General features: G+C 69.8%; 21 protein-coding genes. 17 read left to right on the forward strand and 4 right to left on the reverse strand.

Annotated elements, in window-relative coordinates; genetic code table 11:
* On the reverse strand, positions 1–641 hold a 641-nt coding region (gene trxA, locus LCD31_RS05495; protein WP_224956472.1), incomplete at its 3' end, for a thioredoxin.
* Between the two features lie 349 nt (positions 642–990).
* On the opposite strand from trxA, the gene LCD31_RS05500 reads away from it, so the two are divergent.
* On the forward strand, positions 991–1,251 hold the full coding sequence (locus tag LCD31_RS05500) for a hypothetical protein (protein ID WP_224956382.1): 261 nt from the start codon (positions 991–993) through the stop codon (positions 1,249–1,251).
* 59 nt (positions 1,252–1,310) lie between these two features.
* Here LCD31_RS05500 and LCD31_RS05505 read toward each other — a convergent pair whose 3' ends face one another.
* Complete coding sequence (locus LCD31_RS05505) at positions 1,311–1,616, reverse strand: MTH1187 family thiamine-binding protein (protein ID WP_224956384.1); 306 nt, start codon at positions 1,614–1,616, stop codon at positions 1,311–1,313.
* A 123-nt stretch (positions 1,617–1,739) separates the two neighbouring features.
* Between LCD31_RS05505 and LCD31_RS05510 the strand changes: the two genes are divergently transcribed.
* Positions 1,740–2,240 carry a MarR family winged helix-turn-helix transcriptional regulator gene (locus tag LCD31_RS05510; RefSeq protein WP_224956385.1) on the forward strand — a complete coding sequence of 167 codons (501 nt, stop codon included), beginning with the start codon at positions 1,740–1,742 and terminating at the stop codon, positions 2,238–2,240.
* Positions 2,241–2,348: 108 nt separating this feature from the next.
* Here LCD31_RS05510 and LCD31_RS05515 read toward each other — a convergent pair whose 3' ends face one another.
* A complete protein-coding gene (locus LCD31_RS05515; RefSeq protein ID WP_224956386.1) occupies positions 2,349–2,708 on the reverse strand; it encodes a DUF3817 domain-containing protein in 360 nt (119 codons plus the stop codon).
* A 357-nt stretch (positions 2,709–3,065) separates the two neighbouring features.
* Between LCD31_RS05515 and LCD31_RS05520 the strand changes: the two genes are divergently transcribed.
* The 4 genes from LCD31_RS05520 to LCD31_RS05535 are packed head-to-tail and all read left to right on the forward strand — an operon-like array spanning position 3,066 to position 6,898.
* The gene (locus LCD31_RS05520) at positions 3,066–4,040 is read left to right on the forward strand and encodes a LacI family DNA-binding transcriptional regulator (RefSeq protein ID WP_224956387.1); all 975 of its coding nucleotides are present in this window, start codon (positions 3,066–3,068) and stop codon (positions 4,038–4,040) included.
* A 34-nt stretch (positions 4,041–4,074) separates the two neighbouring features.
* Positions 4,075–4,839 carry an ATP-binding cassette domain-containing protein gene (locus LCD31_RS05525; RefSeq protein WP_224956388.1) on the forward strand — a complete coding sequence of 255 codons (765 nt, stop codon included), beginning with the start codon at positions 4,075–4,077 and terminating at the stop codon, positions 4,837–4,839.
* The gene (locus tag LCD31_RS05530; protein ID WP_224956389.1) at positions 4,839–5,882 is read left to right on the forward strand and encodes an ABC transporter permease; all 1,044 of its coding nucleotides are present in this window, start codon (positions 4,839–4,841) and stop codon (positions 5,880–5,882) included. The genes LCD31_RS05525 and LCD31_RS05530 overlap by 1 nt, the downstream gene beginning before the upstream one ends.
* Positions 5,883–5,938: 56 nt before the next feature.
* Complete coding sequence (locus LCD31_RS05535) at positions 5,939–6,898, forward strand: ABC transporter substrate-binding protein (RefSeq protein ID WP_224956474.1); 960 nt, start codon at positions 5,939–5,941, stop codon at positions 6,896–6,898.
* A gap of 60 nt (positions 6,899–6,958) precedes the next feature.
* On the opposite strand, the gene LCD31_RS05540 is transcribed toward LCD31_RS05535, so the two are convergent.
* Positions 6,959–7,828, reverse strand: a complete 870-nt coding sequence (locus LCD31_RS05540; protein WP_224956390.1) for an alpha/beta fold hydrolase — start codon at positions 7,826–7,828, stop codon at positions 6,959–6,961.
* A 255-nt stretch (positions 7,829–8,083) separates the two neighbouring features.
* Between LCD31_RS05540 and LCD31_RS05545 the strand changes: the two genes are divergently transcribed.
* From LCD31_RS05545 to LCD31_RS05595, 11 genes are all read left to right on the forward strand, one after another.
* Positions 8,084–8,734, forward strand: a complete 651-nt coding sequence (locus tag LCD31_RS05545) for an L-threonylcarbamoyladenylate synthase (RefSeq protein WP_224956392.1) — start codon at positions 8,084–8,086, stop codon at positions 8,732–8,734.
* Between the two features lie 238 nt (positions 8,735–8,972).
* A complete protein-coding gene (locus tag LCD31_RS05550; RefSeq protein WP_224956394.1) occupies positions 8,973–10,148 on the forward strand; it encodes a glycosyltransferase family 4 protein in 1,176 nt (391 codons plus the stop codon).
* Positions 10,149–10,604: a hypothetical protein gene (locus LCD31_RS05555; protein WP_224956396.1), complete on the forward strand. Its 456-nt coding sequence runs from the start codon at positions 10,149–10,151 to the stop codon at positions 10,602–10,604.
* 231 nt (positions 10,605–10,835) lie between these two features.
* Positions 10,836–11,615, forward strand: coding sequence for a F0F1 ATP synthase subunit A (atpB, locus tag LCD31_RS05560; protein ID WP_224956399.1), 780 nt, complete (start codon positions 10,836–10,838; stop codon positions 11,613–11,615).
* A 62-nt stretch (positions 11,616–11,677) separates the two neighbouring features.
* Entirely contained in the window at positions 11,678–11,935 is a 258-nt protein-coding gene (locus LCD31_RS05565) for an ATP F0F1 synthase subunit C (protein ID WP_308011215.1), read from the forward strand.
* 37 nt (positions 11,936–11,972) lie between these two features.
* On the forward strand, positions 11,973–12,530 hold the full coding sequence (locus LCD31_RS05570; protein WP_224956477.1) for a F0F1 ATP synthase subunit B: 558 nt from the start codon (positions 11,973–11,975) through the stop codon (positions 12,528–12,530).
* 72 nt (positions 12,531–12,602) lie between these two features.
* Entirely contained in the window at positions 12,603–13,433 is an 831-nt protein-coding gene (locus tag LCD31_RS05575; RefSeq protein WP_224956401.1) for a F0F1 ATP synthase subunit delta, read from the forward strand.
* Positions 13,434–13,496: 63 nt separating this feature from the next.
* On the forward strand, positions 13,497–15,140 hold the full coding sequence (gene atpA, locus LCD31_RS05580; RefSeq protein WP_224956403.1) for a F0F1 ATP synthase subunit alpha: 1,644 nt from the start codon (positions 13,497–13,499) through the stop codon (positions 15,138–15,140).
* A 10-nt stretch (positions 15,141–15,150) separates the two neighbouring features.
* Positions 15,151–16,074, forward strand: a complete 924-nt coding sequence (locus tag LCD31_RS05585) for a F0F1 ATP synthase subunit gamma (RefSeq protein WP_224956406.1) — start codon at positions 15,151–15,153, stop codon at positions 16,072–16,074.
* Position 16,075: 1 nt separating this feature from the next.
* Entirely contained in the window at positions 16,076–17,509 is a 1,434-nt protein-coding gene (atpD, locus tag LCD31_RS05590) for a F0F1 ATP synthase subunit beta (protein WP_224956408.1), read from the forward strand.
* Between the two features lie 245 nt (positions 17,510–17,754).
* Positions 17,755–18,120: a F0F1 ATP synthase subunit epsilon gene (locus LCD31_RS05595; RefSeq protein ID WP_224956409.1), complete on the forward strand. Its 366-nt coding sequence runs from the start codon at positions 17,755–17,757 to the stop codon at positions 18,118–18,120.
* The last annotated feature ends 11 nt before the right edge of the window (positions 18,121–18,131 follow it).

Genomic DNA, 18,131 nt, shown 5'->3' on the forward strand with positions numbered 1-18,131 from the left:
CGGACCTGGGCGAGCGCGGCCTTGGCCTGCTCGTTGGCGGGTTCGGCGTCGAGGATCCGCTGGTAGGCCGCTTCGGCGGCGGCGAAGTCACCGTTCTCCAGCGCGTCTTCGGCGGCGGTGAACCGGGGGTCTTCCGGTTCTTCCTGCTCACCGGGATCGGCTGCGCCCTGCTCGGCGGCGCTGATGCCGGGGAGCTGTTCGCGCAGCGCGTCGAGCAGCTGGGTGATCCACTGCCGGATCTGCGGTTCGGGCTGCGCGCCGGCGAAGGCTTCGACGGGCTGGCCGCCCGCGATCGCGATCACGGTGGGGATGGACTGGACCTGGAACAGCTGCGCGATCCGCGGGTCGGCGTCCACGTCGACCTTCGCCAGCACCCAGCTGCCGCCGCCTTCGGCCGCGAGGCGTTCGAGCACGGGGGAGAGCTGCTTGCAGGGGCCGCACCACTCGGCCCACAGGTCGACGACGACGGGGACCTGCATGGAGCGGTCCACGACTTCGGCCTGGAAGGTCGATTCGGTGACGTCGATGACCGTCGGGGTCCCGGGGGCCGAGGTGTGCTCGGCGGGGCCGCCCGCGGCGGGCTGCCGGGAGGCGTTGTCCGCTTTGGTCTTCAGCGCGGACAGGTCGACTGCGCCCGCCATCGCGGCGGGCATGGCTGCGTTCTGGCGTGGATCGGGCCTCGTCACCTCTCCATCCTGACACGCGGCGCCTCGCGCGCGGTGCGTGGGCAAGGGTTGTCCGGCGGGGCCGGGAGCTGCGCCGCACGGCCGGTGACGGTCCGCTAGCTCTACCTGAGAGATCAACCTGAACGAGTGTTGATGACCACTCGAAAGGCTGAGGTTACGTGGATTCCCCTCAGGTTTTCCCGGGGTGGTCGCCGAAGGAGCCACTGTGCCTGGTCGGGATCTTGTCTCGATCGGTGCGAGGGGAGCCCCGGGAAAGAGCCGGGACCGAGCTCCCTGCCCGAAGTTCTAGGAGAGGTTTCAGAACGTGCGTATTGCAACCCGCGTCGCCGGCGCTGCCGGCATCGCAGCCCTCGGCATGGTGTCCCTCGGCTCGACCGCCTTCGCCGACACCGCCGGCAACGAAGGTGTGAACCTGGTCGACGACAACAACATCAGCGCGGTGCCGGTGCAGGCCTGCGGCAACAACGTCGGTGCCGCCATCGGCGTCGTGGTGCCGGTCCTGTCGCCGCAGACCAGCGACTGCACCAACGCGCCGGTCGTCGACCACCCCTCCATCAAGGGCTGATCGACCCAGTGCGAACACGACCGGCCGGGGAGTCCGCGAGGACTCCCCGGCCGGTTCGTTCATTCCCCGGCCGACAGGTGCTCTTCGACGCGGCGCACCTTCTCCTGCAGCTGCCCGGTGTGCCCGGGCCGGATGTCGGCCTTGAGCACCAGGCTGGTGCGCGGCGAGCGCGACGACACCGCTTCGGTCGCCCGCTTCACCACGTCCATCACCTCGTCCCAGTCACCTTCGATCGTGGTGAACATCGAGGTCGTCTCGTGCGGCAGGCCCGATTCGCGCACCACCCGCACCGCCGCCGCGACCGCCTCGCTCACGCCGCCGTCCTCGCCGGAACCGGACGGGGCCACGCTGAACGCCACCAGCATTCGCTCTTCCTCCTGCGCTGTTCGGGCAGATTCAGCACGATCATGCGCGATCCGGCCGGGACCTCGCGCATCGGCGGGCGAATGGTCATTCGTCTCCGCGACGCCCGCTGCTAGCGTCGGGGCATGAGCGCTCGTAGTCCGCTGCCCTTCGATCCCATCGCACGAGCGGCCGAGCTGTGGTCGGAGCGGATCGGACCGTCGACGACGATGGCCGCGGTCACCAGCGTGATGCGGGTCCAGCAGATCCTCCAGTCCGCAGTGGACACCGCGCTGCGGCCGCACAACCTGACGTTCGCCCGCTACGAGGCGCTCGTGCTGCTCACCTTCTCCCGGCGCGGCAGCCTGCCGATGCGCGTGATGGGCGACCGCCTCCAGCTGCACCCGACCAGCGTCACCAACATCGTGGACCGGTTGGAGCACGACGAGCTGGTGCGCCGGGTGCCGCACCCCACGGACCGGCGCACCACCCTGGTGGAGATCACCGACGGCGGGCGGGACCTGATGAAGCGCGCCACCGAATCGGTCACCGAGATCGAGTTCGGCCTGGGTGGGGTGACCGAGCGGCAGACCCAGCAGCTCACCGAACTGCTCGGCAGGGTCCGCCACGCGGCCGGGGACTTCTGAGGCGCACCCGCCGGTACCTCTCGATCATCGCGGCGGCCCCGCGCGTCCCGGTGCGATGAAGGGAACCTTCCTGCCACCGGTGACCGGAAGGTTCCCTTCATCGCATGATCAGTTGAGGGTGCGCAGGACGTGGGCGACCCGCCCCCAGAACGTCGGTTCCGCCGAGTCGCGCCACGTCAGCAGTCCGCGCCGGTTCGCCCAGCGTTCGAAGGCGACGGAGGCCAGCGGCGGGATGGACGACACCAGCGAGGCAACCAGGACGGGGAACGACCAGCGCAGCGGGCTGAACACCACGAGGCAGGTCACGACGTAGCCGGTGAACACGAGCCCGTGGACCCAGCCGAGGACGGTGACGCCCGTCGGCATGCCGAGGCCGTACTTGAACGCCATCGCGATCAGCAGCCCCGCCCACGAGCACGCTTCGGCGATCGCGACGAGGCGGAACCACCCCGCGTAGGTGCGCAACACCGTGAACCAGCCTTTCCGCGCGGCGCCGCCGGTCGGCGCTCGACGTCTTCGAGTGTGCCGGGTGCGCGCGGTCACACGGCCACCGGTGACGGGCGTCGCGTCGTGATCGATCCCGAAACGGAATTGTGACAACCTTGTCCTCCCGGTGGATTCCGCTGGTTTCGATCTTGATTCGGAAAAGTGCGGGGCCGATCGCGGACGAATGATTTCCGCGGTTCCGCTGCGCCGTTCGGCCGCATTTCTGCGCCCGTCGGTATGCAGCGGTGCGGTCGAGCATTGACACCGCTGGCCCGGCCCGGTGGAATCCGCCAGATCATGACAACGTTGTCTGATTCCGGGAATGTTCGGCGCGCCACGATGAACGATGTGGCGCGCCTCGCCGGGGTGAGCATCAAAACGGTGTCTCGGGTGGTCAACGGGGAGCGCGGGGTGCATCCGGGCACGGCGTCCCGCGTTCTCGTCGCGATCGACCAGCTCGGTTTCCGCCGCAACCTGGGGGCGCGAAATCTGCGGCGTGGTGCCGAGACCGGAATCGTGGGCCTCGTCCTGGAGGACGTGGCGAATCCGTTCTACTCGATGTTGACGCGCGCCGTGGAAGAGGTCGTGAGCGCGCAGGGCGCCCAGGTGCTGACCGGTTCTTCCGGCGAGGATCCGGCGCGGGAGCGGGAATTGGTGCTGGAATTCCTGTCCCGCCGGGTCGACGGCCTGCTGGTGGTGCCCGCGGGGGACCGGCACGGCTACCTGGCGCGGGAGGTCGGCACCGGCACCCCGGTGGTGTTCGTGGACCGGCCGGCGGGCGGGGTGGAAGCGGACACGGTGCTGGTCGACAACGTGGGCGGCACCGCGCTGGCCGCACGGCACCTCGCCGAGCACGGGCACCGGCGCATCGCGTTCCTCGGGGACGCGCCGGGCATCAGCACCGCGGCGGAGCGGCTCCGCGGGTTCCGCGAGGGCTGCGCGCAGGCCGGTGTCCCGTTCGACGCCGAGCTGGTGCGGATGGGGCCGCACACCGCGGAGTCGGTGGCGGACGCGCTGGCCGGGCCGCTGCGCGCGGCCACCGCGCTGGTCACGGGGAACAACCGGATCACGGTGCACGCGCTGCGGGCGCTGGCGGGCCGGGTGGCGCGCCCGGCGCTGGTCGGCTTCGACGACTTCGAACTGGCGGATCTGCTGGACCCGCCGATCACGGTGATCACCTACGACGTGCGGGAGCTGGGCGCTTCGGCGGCGCGGGCGGTGTACGCGCGGCTCGGCGGCGACACCGCCCCGCCGCGGCGGCTGGTGCTGCCGACGCGGCTGCTGGCGCGCGGATCCGGCGAGGTGTCGGCGTGAACCGGAACCACCCCCTCGAACCCGGGAAGGTCTGATGTCCGAACCGCTGCTGGAAGCACGCGAACTCACCAAGAGGTACGGCGGCGTGGAAGCGCTGCGCGGCGCCTCGTTCACCGTCCACCCCGGCGAGGTGGTCGCGCTCATCGGCGACAACGGCGCCGGGAAGTCCACCTTGGTCAAGTGCCTGTCCGGTGTGGAGCGCCCGGAGTCCGGGCAGGTCCTGATCTCCGGCGAACCGGTGGAGCTGGACTCGCCGGTCGCCGCCCGCGCGCACGGGGTGGAGACGGCCTACCAGGACCTGGCGGTGGCTCCCGACCTCGATCCGGCGGCGAACCTGTACCTGGGGCGGGAGATCCGCCGCCCCGGCCTGCTCGGCAAGCTCGGGATGCTGGACAAGAAGGCCATGCGCAGCCGCGCCGCCGAGCAGTTCGCCACGTTCGGCGTCTCGCTGCCGGACCTGGACGTGCCGATCGGCGCGCTCTCCGGCGGCCAGCGGCAGAGCGTCGCGGTGGCCCGCTCGGTGGCCTGGGCGGACAAGCTGGTGTTCCTCGACGAACCGACCGCCGCGCTCGGCGTGGTGCAGCGGGAGCGGGTCCTCGACGTGGTGCGCCGCGTCCGCGACACCGGGATCTCAGTGGTGCTGATCAGCCACAACATGCCGGAGGTGCGGTCGGTCGCCGACCGCGTGGAGGTGCTGCGGCTGGGCCGCCGCGTCGCCCGCTTCCGCGCCGCCGACGTGAGCTTGGAAGAGCTCGTGGGCGCCATGACCGGGGCGTTGACCCAGGAGGACGAGAGCTGATGCCCGCGACGACACCGAACTCCGAGGTCACCGGAGAGCTCGCCGAGACCCCGAAGGGCTTCCGCGCCCGGCTGGCCGCCTCGCCGACGCTGTGGACCGGGCTGGTGCTGGTGGCGCTGTGCGTGCTGTTCAGCGCGGTGCGCCCGGACGCCTTCCCGACCCTGTTCAACCTGCAGACGCTGCTGGTGCAGGCGGCGCCGCTGCTGATGCTGGCCGTCGGCATGACCTTCGTGATCATCACTTCCGGCATCGACCTGTCCGTCGGTTCGGTGCTGGTGTTCGCCGGGGTGGTGTCCGCGCAGACGATGGAGGCGGTCAGCGGCGGCGACGCCACCGGTGCCGGGTGGGGTGTGATCGCGGTCGGGCTGGTGGTGGCGCTGCTCGGCGGTGCCGCGTGGGGCGTGCTCAACGGGCTGCTGGTGGCGGTGGCGAAGGTACCGGCGCTGATCGTCACGCTCGGCTCGTTCGGCGCGGCTCTCGGCGCCGCGCAGCTGCTCACGAACGGCATCGACGTGCGGACCGTGCCCGCGGCGCTGCGCGAGACCTTCGGCACCGGCACCTCGTTCGGGGTGGTGCCGAACCTGGTGCTGCTGGCCGCGGCGGTCACCCTGCTGGCCGGCTGGGCGCTGCACACCACCCGGTTCGGCAGGCACACCTACGCGATCGGTTCCAACGCGGAGGCGGCGCGGCGCGCGGGCATCGACGTCAGCAGGCACCTGGTCGCGGTGTACGCGCTGACCGGGGTGCTGGCGGGGCTCGCCGGGTTCATGTCGCTGGCCTACTTCGGCACCACGACGATCAGCGGTCACAGCAACGACAACCTCAACGCCATCGCCGCGGTGGTCCTCGGCGGGACCAGCCTGTTCGGCGGCGTGGGCACCATCCTCGGCAGCGTGATCGGCGTGTTCATCCCCGCCGTGCTCGACGCCGGGTTCGTCATGGCCGGGGTCCGGCCGTTCTGGCAACCGATCGCGGTCGGTGCCGTGCTCGTCGCCGCCGTCTGGCTCGACCAGCGGCGCCGCCGGGCGCGCAGCAGCCGCTGACCCGCTTTGCAGCACAACGGTGTGTGGAGGAACAAGTGAAGATCAAGTCGAAGGTGATGGTCGTGCTGGCGGCGGGCGCTCTGCTCGCGGGCTGCGGATCCGGGCAGATCGGGGACGGCGGGGGAGCGGCCACCGACCCGGGCAACAAGAACTTGGCGCTGCTGACCGGCATGCGCGGGGAACCGTTCTACGTCTCCATCGAGTGCGCGGCGAAGGAGGCGGCCGCGGCCGCCGGGTACGAGCTCAACGCGCAAGCCCCGGAGAAGTTCGAGCAGGCCGAGCAGGCGCAGCTGCTCAACGGCGTCGTCAGCTCCCGGCCCGGTGCGGTGATCATCGCGCCGACCGACGACAAGGCGCTCGCCACCCCGCTGCAGCAGGCGAAGGACAACGGCGTGCAGGTCGTGGAGGTCGACACCGCGCTGGAGGACCGGTCGATCGCGGTGAGCTCGCTGTCCTCGGACAACCACGCGGGCGGCGTGCTGGCCGCGCAGACCCTCGCCGAGCTCGTCGGGGACCGGCCCGGTTCGGTGCTGGCGCTGAACACCAAGGCGGGCACCTCCACCACCGACGAGCGGGCCCGCGGCTTCGAGGAGGAGATCGCGAAGCACCCGAACCTGAAGCTGCTGCCCACGCAGTACACCGAGAACGAACCGGCCACCGCCGCGCAGATCGTGTCCGCGACGCTGGCCGCCAACCCGGACCTGGTGGGCGTGTTCGGCACCAATCTCAACACCGGTGAGGGGGCGGGCACCGCGCTCGCCAACGCCGGGCGGTCCGGTCAGGTGCAGCTCGTCGGCTTCGACGCCAGCCCCAAGCAGGTCGACGACCTGCGCAGCGGGCGGGTGCAGGCGCTCATCGCGCAGAACCCCGCCGAGATCGGCCGGGAGGGCGTGAACCGGGCGATCGCCGCCATCAAGGGCGAGCCGGTGGAGCGGGAGACGAAGACCGACATGATCGCGCTCACCCGGGATTCGATGGAGCAGCAGACGCAGCACTTCTACCGCGCCACCTGCTGACGAGGGGGTGCGATGAAGGGAACCTTCCGGTCACCGATGACCGGAAGGTTCCCTTCCCCCTCACGCCCGCGCGTTCACGAACTCGCGCAGCAGCGCGTTGAACTCGTTCGGCTTCTCCCGGTTCGGCCAGTGCCCGGCGCCGGGGATCACGTGCAGCTGCGCGCCGGAGATGGCGGTGGCGGCCTGCCGCGACGAGGAGACGGGCACCACCGAGTCCTGCTCGCCGTGGATGAACATCACGGGGCAGCGGAGCTGGTCGAGGTGCGGCCCGTGGTTGACGCGCATGGCGCGCCGCCCCAGCGAGTCCCGCTGCCAGTCGGCGAACACCGAGTCGCGCTGCGCGGCTTCGGCGGCGACCTCGTCGACGATGCTCTCCAGGTCGGGCACCGGACGGTCGCCGGTGAACAGCCGCTTCGCCAGCATCCGGCGGGCCAGTCCGCGGTGCCGCGCCAGCAGCTTCGCGCCGGTGGTGCCGATGAGGTCGACGCGGGTGGCGAGGTAGCTGAGCAGGTGCCGGTCGAGCCGGGCCACGAGCCCGCCGGAGCCGACGAGGACGAGGCCGCGCACCCGCCGCGGGTGCCGCAGCGTGAAGCCGGTGGCGATGCTGCCGCCCAGCGACAATCCGACGATCATGGTGTTCCGCACTCCCCACGCGTCGAGCAGCCAGCGCAGCACCTCCTCGCAGGTGCGCTGGTTGGCGCGGCCGTGCCACGGGAGGCTGCCGCCCTGGCCGGGCAGGTCGGGGACGTAGACCCGGTGGTCGGCGGCGAGCACCGGGATGGCGTGCCGCCAGCTCAGCATCGCGTTGTCCAGACCGCCGCCGTGCAGCAGCACGATCGCGGGCCCCGAGGCTCCCGCGCGGTAGTAGCGGATCTTGCCGGCAGGGAACTCGACGTGGTCGACCTCGACACCCTGGGGCGGGGCGGTCATCTGTACTCCTTGTTCGGGACCGGCGTGCGGCAGTCCGGTGCGGCGACGCGGACCTGCCGATCGTTCGAGCAGACGTGGGCGGGTCCGTCGCGTGGCCGCGTTCGAGCGTGCTGGGGGCGACGACTCCGCCGGGGACGGGCGCACCCCTTCAGATCTCGTGCGGGGGCGCCGGTGTTACTCGGCAGGATAGGCCCGCGCCGGTGCGGACGGGCACCACCCGCCGTGCTGCGCGCGGGGCGTGCCAGGATTCGGAGCGTGAGCACCGCGTATGACTGCAACCGTCCGGACGGCCGGGAATCCGGTCTCGCCGCCGCCGCCAACACCGTCCGAGCAGGTGGCCTGGTGGTCCTGCCCACCGACACCGTGTACGGGATCGGCGCGAACGCCTTCGATGCGGAGGCGGTGGGTGCGCTGCTGGCGGCGAAGGGCCGCGGCCGCGACATGCCGGTCCCGGTGCTGGTCGGCTCGTGGTCGACGATCGACGGCCTGGTCCAGTCCGTGTCGAAGCAGGCCCGCGCGCTGGTGGAGGCGTTCTGGCCGGGTGGCCTGTCGCTGATCCTGCCGCAGGCGCCGTCACTGGCCTGGGACCTGGGCGACACCCGCGGCACGGTGAACCTGCGGATGCCGCTGCACCCGGTGGCGCTGGACCTGCTCCGCGAGGTCGGCCCGATGGCGGTGTCGAGCGCGAACCGCACCGGCAACCCGCCGCCCGCGACGGCGCAGCAGGCGCAGGACCAGCTCGGTGACTCGGTGCAGGTGTACCTGGACGGCGGCCCGACCGGGGAGCCGGTCGCCTCGACGATCGTGGACCTGACCCAGGCGACGCCGCGCGTGCTGCGCCAGGGCGAGATCACCCTGGAGCAGCTCACCGAGGTCCTGGGCGTCGAGGTCGAACCGCTCGCCTGACCGCTGTCCGCCCGTCCCGCTCCCGCGGTGAGGAGTTCGCCGGGAGCGGGAGGAGGCGGACAGGACGGACGATCTTCGCTGATCCGGACCGGTGGTCGTGGCGCGGCTGTTTGCCGATAGCGTTAGCACCCGGATGCGCAACGTGGACAGCGATGAGGAGCGCCGAGCTTGAAGACGCCGTTCCGGTGGCCGGACATCGACCTTCCGCGGGCCGGCGCCCCGCGAGGGTAGAGCCGCCATGGACAACGCACCTCTGTGGGCGCCGGCGGGATTGCCCGTCCGCGAATACCTGCTCGTTCTGCTCACCGCGGCGGCGGTGACGTTCCTGCTGACCGGTCTGGTCCGGCTGCTGGCGATCCGGGTGGGCGCGGTCGCCTACCCGCGCAAGCGCGACGTGCACCTGACGCCGATCCCGCGGATGGGCGGGGTGGCGATGTTCGGCGGGGTGCTCGCGGCGATGTTCCTGGCGAGCAACCTGCCCGCGCTGTCGCGGGGTTTCGACTTCTCCAACGATGCCGCCGCCGCGATCGTGGCCGGTGGGCTGATCGTGCTGGTCGGCGCGTTGGACGACCGCTTCGAACTCGATTCGCTGACCAAGCTCGCGGGGCAGGTGACCGCGGCGGGGATCCTGGTCCTGTTCGGCGTGCAGTGGTTCGGCTTCTGGGTGCCGTGGGGCGGCGACGAGGGGCACATCGGCCAGCTGATGGTGCTCAACAGCAACCAGGGCCAGCTGCTGACGGTGCTGCTGGTCGTCACGATGATCAACGCGATGAACTTCGTGGACGGCCTGGACGGGCTGGCCTCCGGCATCGGCCTGATCGCGGCCAGCGCGACCTGCGCGTTCTGCTTGAGCCTGCTCCAGCAGCACGGCGGCGACGTGACCGCCTACCCGCCGGCGCTGATCGCGGCGTCGATCGCCGGCGCCTGCATGGGTTTCCTGCCGTACAACTTCCAGCCGGCGCGGATCTTCATGGGTGATTCGGGGTCGATGCTGATCGGCTTGATGCTGGCGACGGCGAGCACCTCGGCGTCGGGCAAGGCGGACTACGCGGGCTTCGGCGGCAAGGACCTGCTGGCGCTGCTGTCGCCGCTGCTGGTGCTGGCCGCGGTGCTGTTCGTCCCGCTGCTCGACCTGATCATGGCGGTGGTGCGGCGGACCGCGGCGGGCAAGAGCCCGTTCCACGCGGACAAGATGCACCTGCACCACCGATTGCTGGAGATCGGGCACTCGCAGCGCCGCGCGGTGCTGCTCATCTACCTGTGGGCGGGCGTGCTCGCGTTCGGTGCGGTGTCGTTGACGCTGTTCAGCGCGGCCGTCGTCGGCTGGGTCGCCGGATTGGGCGTGGTGGCGGCAGCTATCATTTCGCTGATTCCGAGAATGGCCGGACGATGGCGATCCGATCGAGGGGCCTGAATGAGCGAGACCGAGCAGTCCACCGAGCAGTCCGCGGAGAACCCGCACGCTGCGACGGTGCGCAAGCTGGCCGACGCCATGCTGCGCACCGCGCTGGTGCCGGGCGCCGTGACGGTGCTGCTCGGAGTCGTGGTGTCCGCGGTGCTGGTCGGTGCGACCGGTGCGTTCGGCGCGGTGGTGGGCGGAGCGGTGGCGTTCGGGTCGTCGCTGCTGACGATCTTCCTGATGCGCTGGACGGGTGGGTTGCACCCGATGTTCGTGATGGCGGTGGCGCTCGGCGGGTACGTCGGCAAGATGCTGGTGTTACTCATCGTGATGACCTTGCTGGGCGGGGTCGACGCGCTGCATCCGACATCGCTGGCGCTCACCATGCTGGCCACCATCATGGTGTGGGCCGGAGCCGAGGTCGTTGCCTTCCGCAAGACCAAGATTCCGACCATCGTTCCTGGTCAGTGACGGTGTCGCTGATCTGCAGCGGGTAGCTTCCCGAAACTTGTTACCCGCTGGTATTGTCCGCTTCGGCCAGGTCGCCCATCAGTGTGGCGACCGTCCACCTCTTACTGAACGTATTCGCGCTCACTAGGGTGGGGTCGGCGAACGTGCCAGATCGCGTATCGGGTACGTTACGTGCAAATCATGACGATTCCCCCGGTGGTGTGAACCTCGGGAGAACCGGAAGGAGCCCAGTTGGGCGCGCTGGTGCTGGCCCAAGGCGGACAGTTCGTACCGCCGGGTGCCGATGCTTTTGACCTCCCGCCGATCTTCGGCGGCGTAACCAAACCGATGGTGCTGATCGCACTGTCGGTGGTGATCGTCGGCGCGTACTTCGTGATGGCGACCCGCAACCTGAAGCTGGTACCGGGCAAGTCCCAGTTCGTCGCGGAGTTCCTCTACGAGTTCAGCCGCAACAACATCGCGCGGGAGCAGATCGGGGCGAAGGACTTCCGCAAGTTCGTCCCGCTGATCTTCGCGATGTTCACGTTCGTCCTGGTGAACAACATCTTCGGGATCATCCCGCTGATCCAGTTCCCCACGATGTCGCGCATCGGGTTCCCGATCGCGCTGTTCATCGTCGCGTACGTGGTGATGCACACGGTCGGTTTCGCCAGGCACGGATTCCTCGGCTACTTCAAGCACGTCATGTTCCCCCCGGGCGTGCCGAAGCCGATCTACCTGCTGCTGTCGCCGATCGAGTTCTTCCAGAAGTTCATCGCTCAGCCGGTCGCGCTGGCGATCCGGGTGTTCGCCGCGATGTTCGCCGGTCACCTCATCCTGCTGGTGTTCACCCTGGGCGGGGAGTACCTGCTCATGGAGGCGAGTGCGGGGTTGAAGCCGGTCTCCATCGTCGCTTTCGCCTTCTCCATTGCCTTGACGTTCGTCGAAGCCCTGATCCAGGTGCTCCAGGCGTACATCTTCGCGCTGCTGACCGCGAACTTCATCGGCAGTGCGCTGGCCCAGGAGCACTGAGAGCAAGACCAAGACCTCCGATCCGCGCCGACTCGCGCGGACCGAGTTGAAAGGTAGTGAAAGTGAGCAACATCGTTCTTGCGCAGGCCGCTGAAACCGCTGGGAACATCAACCCCGGTCTGGCCGCGATCGGTTACGGGCTCGGCGCCATCGGCCCGGGCGTGGGCGTCGGCCTGATCTGGGCCGCGGTCATCAACGGCACCGCCCGCCAGCCGGAGGCCCAGGGCCAGCTGCAGGGCATCGCCTGGATCTCCTTCGTCCTGGTCGAGGTGCTCGCCCTGATCGGCCTGGTCGTGTACTTCATCGCCTCCGCCGCCTGATCTTGTTCACGGCTGGAAAGCGTTGGGAGACGTCGTGGTGAAGACACAGATGCTGTTGGCGGCCGAGGGCGGGCACAGTCCCGTCATCCCCGAGCCGTCCGAGATCGTCGTCGGCCTGATCGCCTTCCTGATCCTGCTCTTCGTACTGTGGAAGTACGCGGTGCCGCGCTTCGAGAAGCTCTACGCGGAGCGCAGCGAGCGGATCGAAGGCGGCATCGCCCGCGCCGAGCAGGCCCAGGCCGAGGCGCAGCGGACGCTGGAGCAGTACAAGTCGCAGCTGGCCGAGGCACGTGCCGAAGCGGCGCGGATCCGGGACGACGCGCGGGCCGAGGGCCAGCAGATCGTCGAGGAGATGCGCGCGCAGGCGCAGTCCGAGTCGGAGCGCATCGTCACGCAAGGCCAGAACCAGCTGGCCGCGCAGCGCTCGCAGATCGTCGCCGAGCTGCGCGGCGACCTCGGCCGGCAGGCCGTGGATCTGGCCGGTCGCATCGTCGGTGAGTCCCTCGAGGACGAGACCCGTCGTCGCGGCACCGTGGACCGGTTCCTGGAGGAACTGGAATCCACGTCGGCACCGTCCGGGTCCAGCAGGTCCTGACGGAGCCGGTGCGATGGACACGCACATGATGTGGTCCCCGAAGGTTCCCCCAGAACGAAAGGCCCTGGAGAGTTGAGCACCCTCGTGAACGCCGCGAGCCGCGATGCGCTGGCAGCCACCGAGCTGCAGCTGTTGCAGGCCACCGACGGGGCCGGGGCCGCGGAGATCACCGGCCTCGCCGACGAACTGTTCGGCGTGGCCGCCCTGCTGGGTCGTGAGTCGACCCTGCGCCGGGCGCTGGCGGACGCCTCCACCGAACCCCGTTCGAGGGAGGAACTGGCCAAGCAGCTGCTGGCCGGCAAGCTCGGCGCCCGGGCGCTGCCCGTGGTGGTCGAAGCCGTCCGCTCCCGCTGGTCGAGCGCGAAGGACCTGGTCGGAGGTCTGGAGCGGCTGGCCCGGGTCGCCCTGCTGGTGCAGGCGGAACGGGCGGGCCGGCTGGACGCGGTCGAGGACGAGCTGTTCCGCCTCGGCCGCATCATCGGCGCCGAACTGGAGCTGGAGCGGCTGCTGGCCGATCCGGCCGCTGCCCCCGACGGCAAGACCGCGCTGGTCGACCAGCTGCTCGGCGGCAAGGTCGAACCGGTCACCCAGGCCCTGGTGCGCCAGCTGGTGGCGCACCCGCACGGCGGACACGTCAGCGAAGGCCTGGAGGAGCTCGCGGAGCTCTCGGCGAAGCGCCGGGAGCGTTCGGTGGCGCACGTGCGGTCCGCCGTCGAACTGACCGAGCAGCAGCAGCAGCGGCTCGCGGCCACGTTGCAGCGGATCTACTCGCGGCCCATCGCGGTCCACCTGGAAGTGGATCCTGCGGTCGGCGGCGGCCTGCTGATCAAGGTCGGTGACGAGGTCATCGACGGGACGACCACGGGGCGCCTGCAGTCCCTCCGGCGCGACCTCGCCGACTGACGGCGGGGGCCGCGGCCCGGACACGAACTTCCTTCCAGAACGAACCGAGAGCAGGAACGAGACATGGCGGAGCTGACGATCTCGTCGGACGAGATCCGCAGTGCGATCGAGAAGTACGTCTCCAGCTACTCCCCGGAGGTCAGCCGCGAGGAGGTCGGCGTCGTCACCGATACCGGTGACGGCATCGCCCATGTCGAGGGCCTGCCTTCGGTGATGACCGAAGAGCTGCTGGAGTTCCCCGGTGGCGTCTACGGCGTGGCGATGAACCTGGAGGCTCAGGAGATCGGCGCGGTCATCCTGGGCGAGTCCGCGGGCATCGAAGAGGGCCAGGAGGTCAAGCGGACCGGCAAGGTGCTGTCCATGCCGGTCGGCGACGGCTTCCTCGGCCGCGTGGTGGACCCGCTGGGCGAGGCCATCGACGGCCTCGGCGAGATCAAGGCCGAGAGCCAGCGCGCGCTGGAACTGCAGGCCGCCACGGTCGTGCAGCGCCAGGGCGTCGCCGAGCCGATGCAGACCGGCATCAAGGCCATCGACTCGATGACCCCGATCGGCCGCGGCCAGCGCCAGCTGCTGATCGGCGACCGCAAGACCGGCAAGACCACGGTCGCGGTCGACACGATCATCAACCAGAAGGGCAACTGGGACAGCGGTGACCCTGCCAAGCAGGTGCACTGCATCTACGTCGCGATCGGCCAGAAGGGCTCCACGATCGCCGGCGTGAAGAAGTCCCTCGAGGACGCGGGCGCGATGGAGTACACCACCATCGTCGCCGCCCCCGCCTCGGACTCGCCGGGTCTGAAGTGGCTGGCGCCGTACGCGGGTTCCGCGCTGGGCCAGCACTGGATGTACCAGGGCAAGCACGTCCTGATCGTGTTCGACGACCTCACCAAGCAGGCCGAGGCGTACCGCGCGATCTCGCTGCTGCTGCGCCGCCCGCCGGGCCGCGAGGCCTACCCCGGTGACGTCTTCTACCTGCACTCCCGCCTGCTGGAGCGTTGCGCGAAGCTGTCGGACGAGATGGGCGCCGGCTCGATGACGGGTCTGCCGATCATCGAGACCAAGGCGAACGACGTGTCGGCCTACATCCCGACGAACGTCATCTCGATCACCGACGGCCAGTGCTTCCTGCAGTCGGACCTGTTCAACTCCGGTCAGCGCCCCGCGATCGACGTCGGCATCTCGGTGTCCCGCGTCGGTGGTTCCGCGCAGATCAAGGCGATGAAGTCGGTCACCGGCTCGCTGAAGATCGACCTGGCGCAGTTCCGCGAGCTGGAGGCGTTCTCCGCCTTCGCCTCGGACCTGGACGCCGCGTCGAAGGCGCAGCTGGACCGCGGTGCCCGCCTGATGGAGCTGCTCAAGCAGGGCGCAGGCGACCCGCTGCCCGTCGAGGAAGAGGTCGTGTCCCTGTTCCTGGGGACGAAGGGCCACGTCGACACCGTTCCGGTGAACGACGTGCGGCGCTTCGAGTCGGAATTCCTCGCCTACCTGCGCCGGACCCACGAGTCGCTGCTCAAGGACATCGTCGAGAGCAAGAAGCTCTCCGACGACGGCCAGAAGCTGATCGTGGACTCGGTGGAGGAGTTCAAGAAGCAGTTCACGACCTCCGACGGCACCTCGCTCACGCAGGAGGCCGACGCCGAGGCGATGGACGCGAACGCGGTGGGCAAGGAAACCGTCCAGGTCAACAAGCCCGCCCCGAAGAAGTGACCGGGTAGCCATGGCCAATCTTCGAGAACTGCGAGACCGCATCCGGTCGGTCAAGTCGATCCGGAAGATCACCAAGGCGCAGGAACTGATCGCCACCTCCCGCATCATGCGGGCCCGGACCAGGGTCGAGGCATCCCGGCCGTACGCGGCCGAGATCACCAAGTCCCTGTCCGAGCTGGCAGGCGCGAGCTCGCTGGACCACCCGCTGCTGGTGGAGCGGGACAACCCGAAGCGGGCCGCGGTGCTCGTGGTGACCAGTGACGGCGGCCAGTGCGGCGGCTACAACTCCAACGTGCTGCGCGCGGCGGAGGAGCTGCAGAGCCTGCTGCGCGAGCAGGGCAAGACCCCGGTGCTGTACGTGATCGGCCGCAAGGGCGACGCGTACTACCGGTTCCGCCAGCGCCCGGTCGCGGCCAGCTGGACCGGCTTCGCCGAGAAGCCCGCCTACTCGGACGCCGCCGAAGTGGGGGAGACCCTGGTCAAGGCGTTCCTCGCGGGCGCCGACGACTACCCCGACGACGGCGGGCCGGACGGTACGCTGGGCGTGGACGAGCTGCACGTGGTGCACACCGAGTTCGTCTCGATGCTGACTCAGCGGCCGACCGTCACGCGGATCGCCCCGCTGGAGGTCGAGTACTCCGACGAGCCGAAGAAGCCGCGGTCGGTGTACGACTTCGAACCGGACGCGGACACGTTGTTCCGCGCCCTGCTGCCGAAGTACATCAACACCCGGATCTTCGCCGGGCTGCTGGACTCGGCGGCGTCCGTCTTCGCGGCGCGTCGTACCGCGATGAAGGCGGCCACGGACAACGCGGACGAACTGATCCGCAACCTCAGCCGTGAGGCCAACCAGGCCCGCCAGGCCCAGATCACCCAGGAAATCAGCGAGATCGTCGGTGGTGTCGAGGCGCTCTCGTCAGCAGGAAGTGAGTGACATGACTGCGACTGCCACTAGCACGGCTACTGGCACCGGCCGCGTCGTCCGGGTTCTCGGCCCGGTCGTGGACGTCGAGTTCCCGCGCGACCAGGTGCCCGACCTCAACAACTCCCTCACCGTGGACATCACGGCCGAGGCCATGGCGAAGACGCTGACGCTCGAGGTCGCCCAGCACCTCGGCGACAGCGTGGTGCGCTGCGTGTCGATGCAGCCGACCCAGGGCCTCGTCCGGGGCGTCGCGGTGCGCGACTCCGGCGAGGGCATCTCGGTGCCGGTGGGCGACGTGGTCAAGGGCCACGTGTTCAACGCCCTCGGGCACTGCCTCGACGAGCCGGGCTACGCCTCGGACGCCGAGCGCTGGTCCATCCACCGCAAGGCTCCGGCGTTCGACCAGCTCGAAGGCCGCACCGAGGTGCTGGAGACCGGTATCAAGGTGATCGACCTGCTCACCCCGTACGTGCAGGGTGGCAAGATCGGCCTGTTCGGCGGTGCGGGTGTCGGCAAGACGGTGCTCATCCAGGAGATGATCCGCCGCGTCGCCAAGAACTTCGGTGGCACCTCGGTGTTCGCCGGCGTCGGCGAGCGCACCCGTGAGGGCAACGACCTCTGGGTCGAGATGGCGGAGTCCGGCGTGCTCGCCGACACCGCCCTCGTCTTCGGGCAGATGGACGAGCCGCCGGGCACCCGCATGCGGGTCGCCCTGTCGGCGCTGACCATGGCGGAGTACTTCCGCGACGTCCAGAACCAGGACGTGCTGCTGTTCATCGACAACATCTTCCGGTTCACCCAGGCGGGTCAGGAGGTGTCCACCCTGCTGGGCCGGATGCCTTCCGCGGTGGGTTACCAGCCGACGCTGGCCGACGAGATGGGTGAGCTGCAGGAGCGGATCACCTCGACCCGCGGCAACTCGATCACCTCGATGCAGGCGATCTACGTGCCCGCGGACGACTACACCGACCCGGCGCCGGCGACCACCTTCGCCCACCTGGACGCGACGACGGAGCTTTCCCGGCCGATCTCGCAGATGGGCATCTACCCGGCGGTCGACCCGCTGACCTCCAGCTCCACCATTCTGGACCCGGCCGTCGTGGGCGACGAGCACTACCGCGTCGCCCAGGAGGTCAAGCGGATCCTCCAGAAGTACAAGGAGCTGCAGGACATCATCGCCATCCTCGGCATGGACGAACTGTCCGAAGAGGACAAGGTGACGGTGCAGCGGGCGCGGCGCATCCAGCGCTACCTGTCCCAGAACTTCTTCGTGGCGAAGCAGTTCACCGGCCAGGACGGCTCCTTCGTGCCGGTGAAGGAGACCATCGAGGCGTTCGACAAGCTCTGCAAGGGCGACTTCGACCACTACCCGGAGCAGGCCTTCCTGTCCATCGGTGGTCTGGAGGACCTGGAGCAGGCCTACAAGAAGCTCACCGAGAAGTGAGCCCCGGTCTTCGTCGCGGTGCACCACCGCGGCGAAGACCCACCGGCAGCGGGTCGGGGTCCGGTCACGGGCCCCGGCCTTCTTTTTCGCCCTTCCCCGAGGAAGGGAACCTTCCGGTCACCCGTGATCGGAAGGTTCCCCTGCTCGCACCCCTCCGGATGTGACGCGGCCCTGCTCGGCCCGTCACCAGGGCCCGCCTGGCGTTGGCTAGACTGCGGGCTGTACACCCGACAAAGGAGACGCGCGTGGCCAACATGTCCGTCCAGCTGGTCGCTGTCGAGCGCCGCCTGTGGTCCGGTGAGGCGACCACCGTCGTGGCCCAGACGACCGAAGGCGAGATCGGCATCCTGCCGGGGCACGAGCCGCTGCTCGGCCAGCTCGTCGAGGGTGGCGTCGTGAAGATCACCACGACCGATGGCGACACCGTCACCGCCGCCGTGCAGGGCGGATTCCTGTCCGTCACCGCCGATGGCGTCAGCGTCCTCGCCGAGTCGGCCGAACTCGCCCAGGAGATCGACGTCGCGCAGGCCCGCGCCGACGCCAAGAGCGACGACGAGGAAGCGCGCACGAGAGCGCTGAGTCGACTTCGGGCGGCCGGGCAGTCGGTCTGACGGGCCGCAGA

The sequence above is a fragment of the Saccharopolyspora sp. 6M genome (genome assembly GCF_020176775.1).
Taxonomy (GTDB): Bacteria; Actinomycetota; Actinomycetes; order Mycobacteriales; family Pseudonocardiaceae; genus Saccharopolyspora_C; species Saccharopolyspora_C gregorii.

Excerpts from the sequence above, each read along its gene's own strand:
- LCD31_RS05505 (WP_224956384.1), bottom strand. The coding sequence starts at position 1,616 with ATGCTGGTGGCGTTCAGCGTGGCCCCGTCCGGTTCCGGCGAGGACGGC.
- LCD31_RS05510 (WP_224956385.1), top strand. The coding sequence starts at position 1,740 with ATGAGCGCTCGTAGTCCGCTGCCCTTCGATCCCATCGCACGAGCGGCC.
- LCD31_RS05520 (WP_224956387.1), top strand. The coding sequence starts at position 3,066 with ATGAACGATGTGGCGCGCCTCGCCGGGGTGAGCATCAAAACGGTGTCT.
- LCD31_RS05525 (WP_224956388.1), top strand. The coding sequence starts at position 4,075 with ATGTCCGAACCGCTGCTGGAAGCACGCGAACTCACCAAGAGGTACGGC.
- LCD31_RS05530 (WP_224956389.1), top strand. The coding sequence starts at position 4,839 with ATGCCCGCGACGACACCGAACTCCGAGGTCACCGGAGAGCTCGCCGAG.
- LCD31_RS05535 (WP_224956474.1), top strand. The coding sequence starts at position 5,939 with ATGGTCGTGCTGGCGGCGGGCGCTCTGCTCGCGGGCTGCGGATCCGGG.
- LCD31_RS05540 (WP_224956390.1), bottom strand. The coding sequence starts at position 7,828 with ATGACCGCCCCGCCCCAGGGTGTCGAGGTCGACCACGTCGAGTTCCCT.
- LCD31_RS05550 (WP_224956394.1), top strand. The coding sequence starts at position 8,973 with ATGGACAACGCACCTCTGTGGGCGCCGGCGGGATTGCCCGTCCGCGAA.
- LCD31_RS05555 (WP_224956396.1), top strand. The coding sequence starts at position 10,149 with ATGAGCGAGACCGAGCAGTCCACCGAGCAGTCCGCGGAGAACCCGCAC.
- atpA (WP_224956403.1), top strand. The coding sequence starts at position 13,497 with ATGGCGGAGCTGACGATCTCGTCGGACGAGATCCGCAGTGCGATCGAG.
- LCD31_RS05585 (WP_224956406.1), top strand. The coding sequence starts at position 15,151 with ATGGCCAATCTTCGAGAACTGCGAGACCGCATCCGGTCGGTCAAGTCG.
- atpD (WP_224956408.1), top strand. The coding sequence starts at position 16,076 with ATGACTGCGACTGCCACTAGCACGGCTACTGGCACCGGCCGCGTCGTC.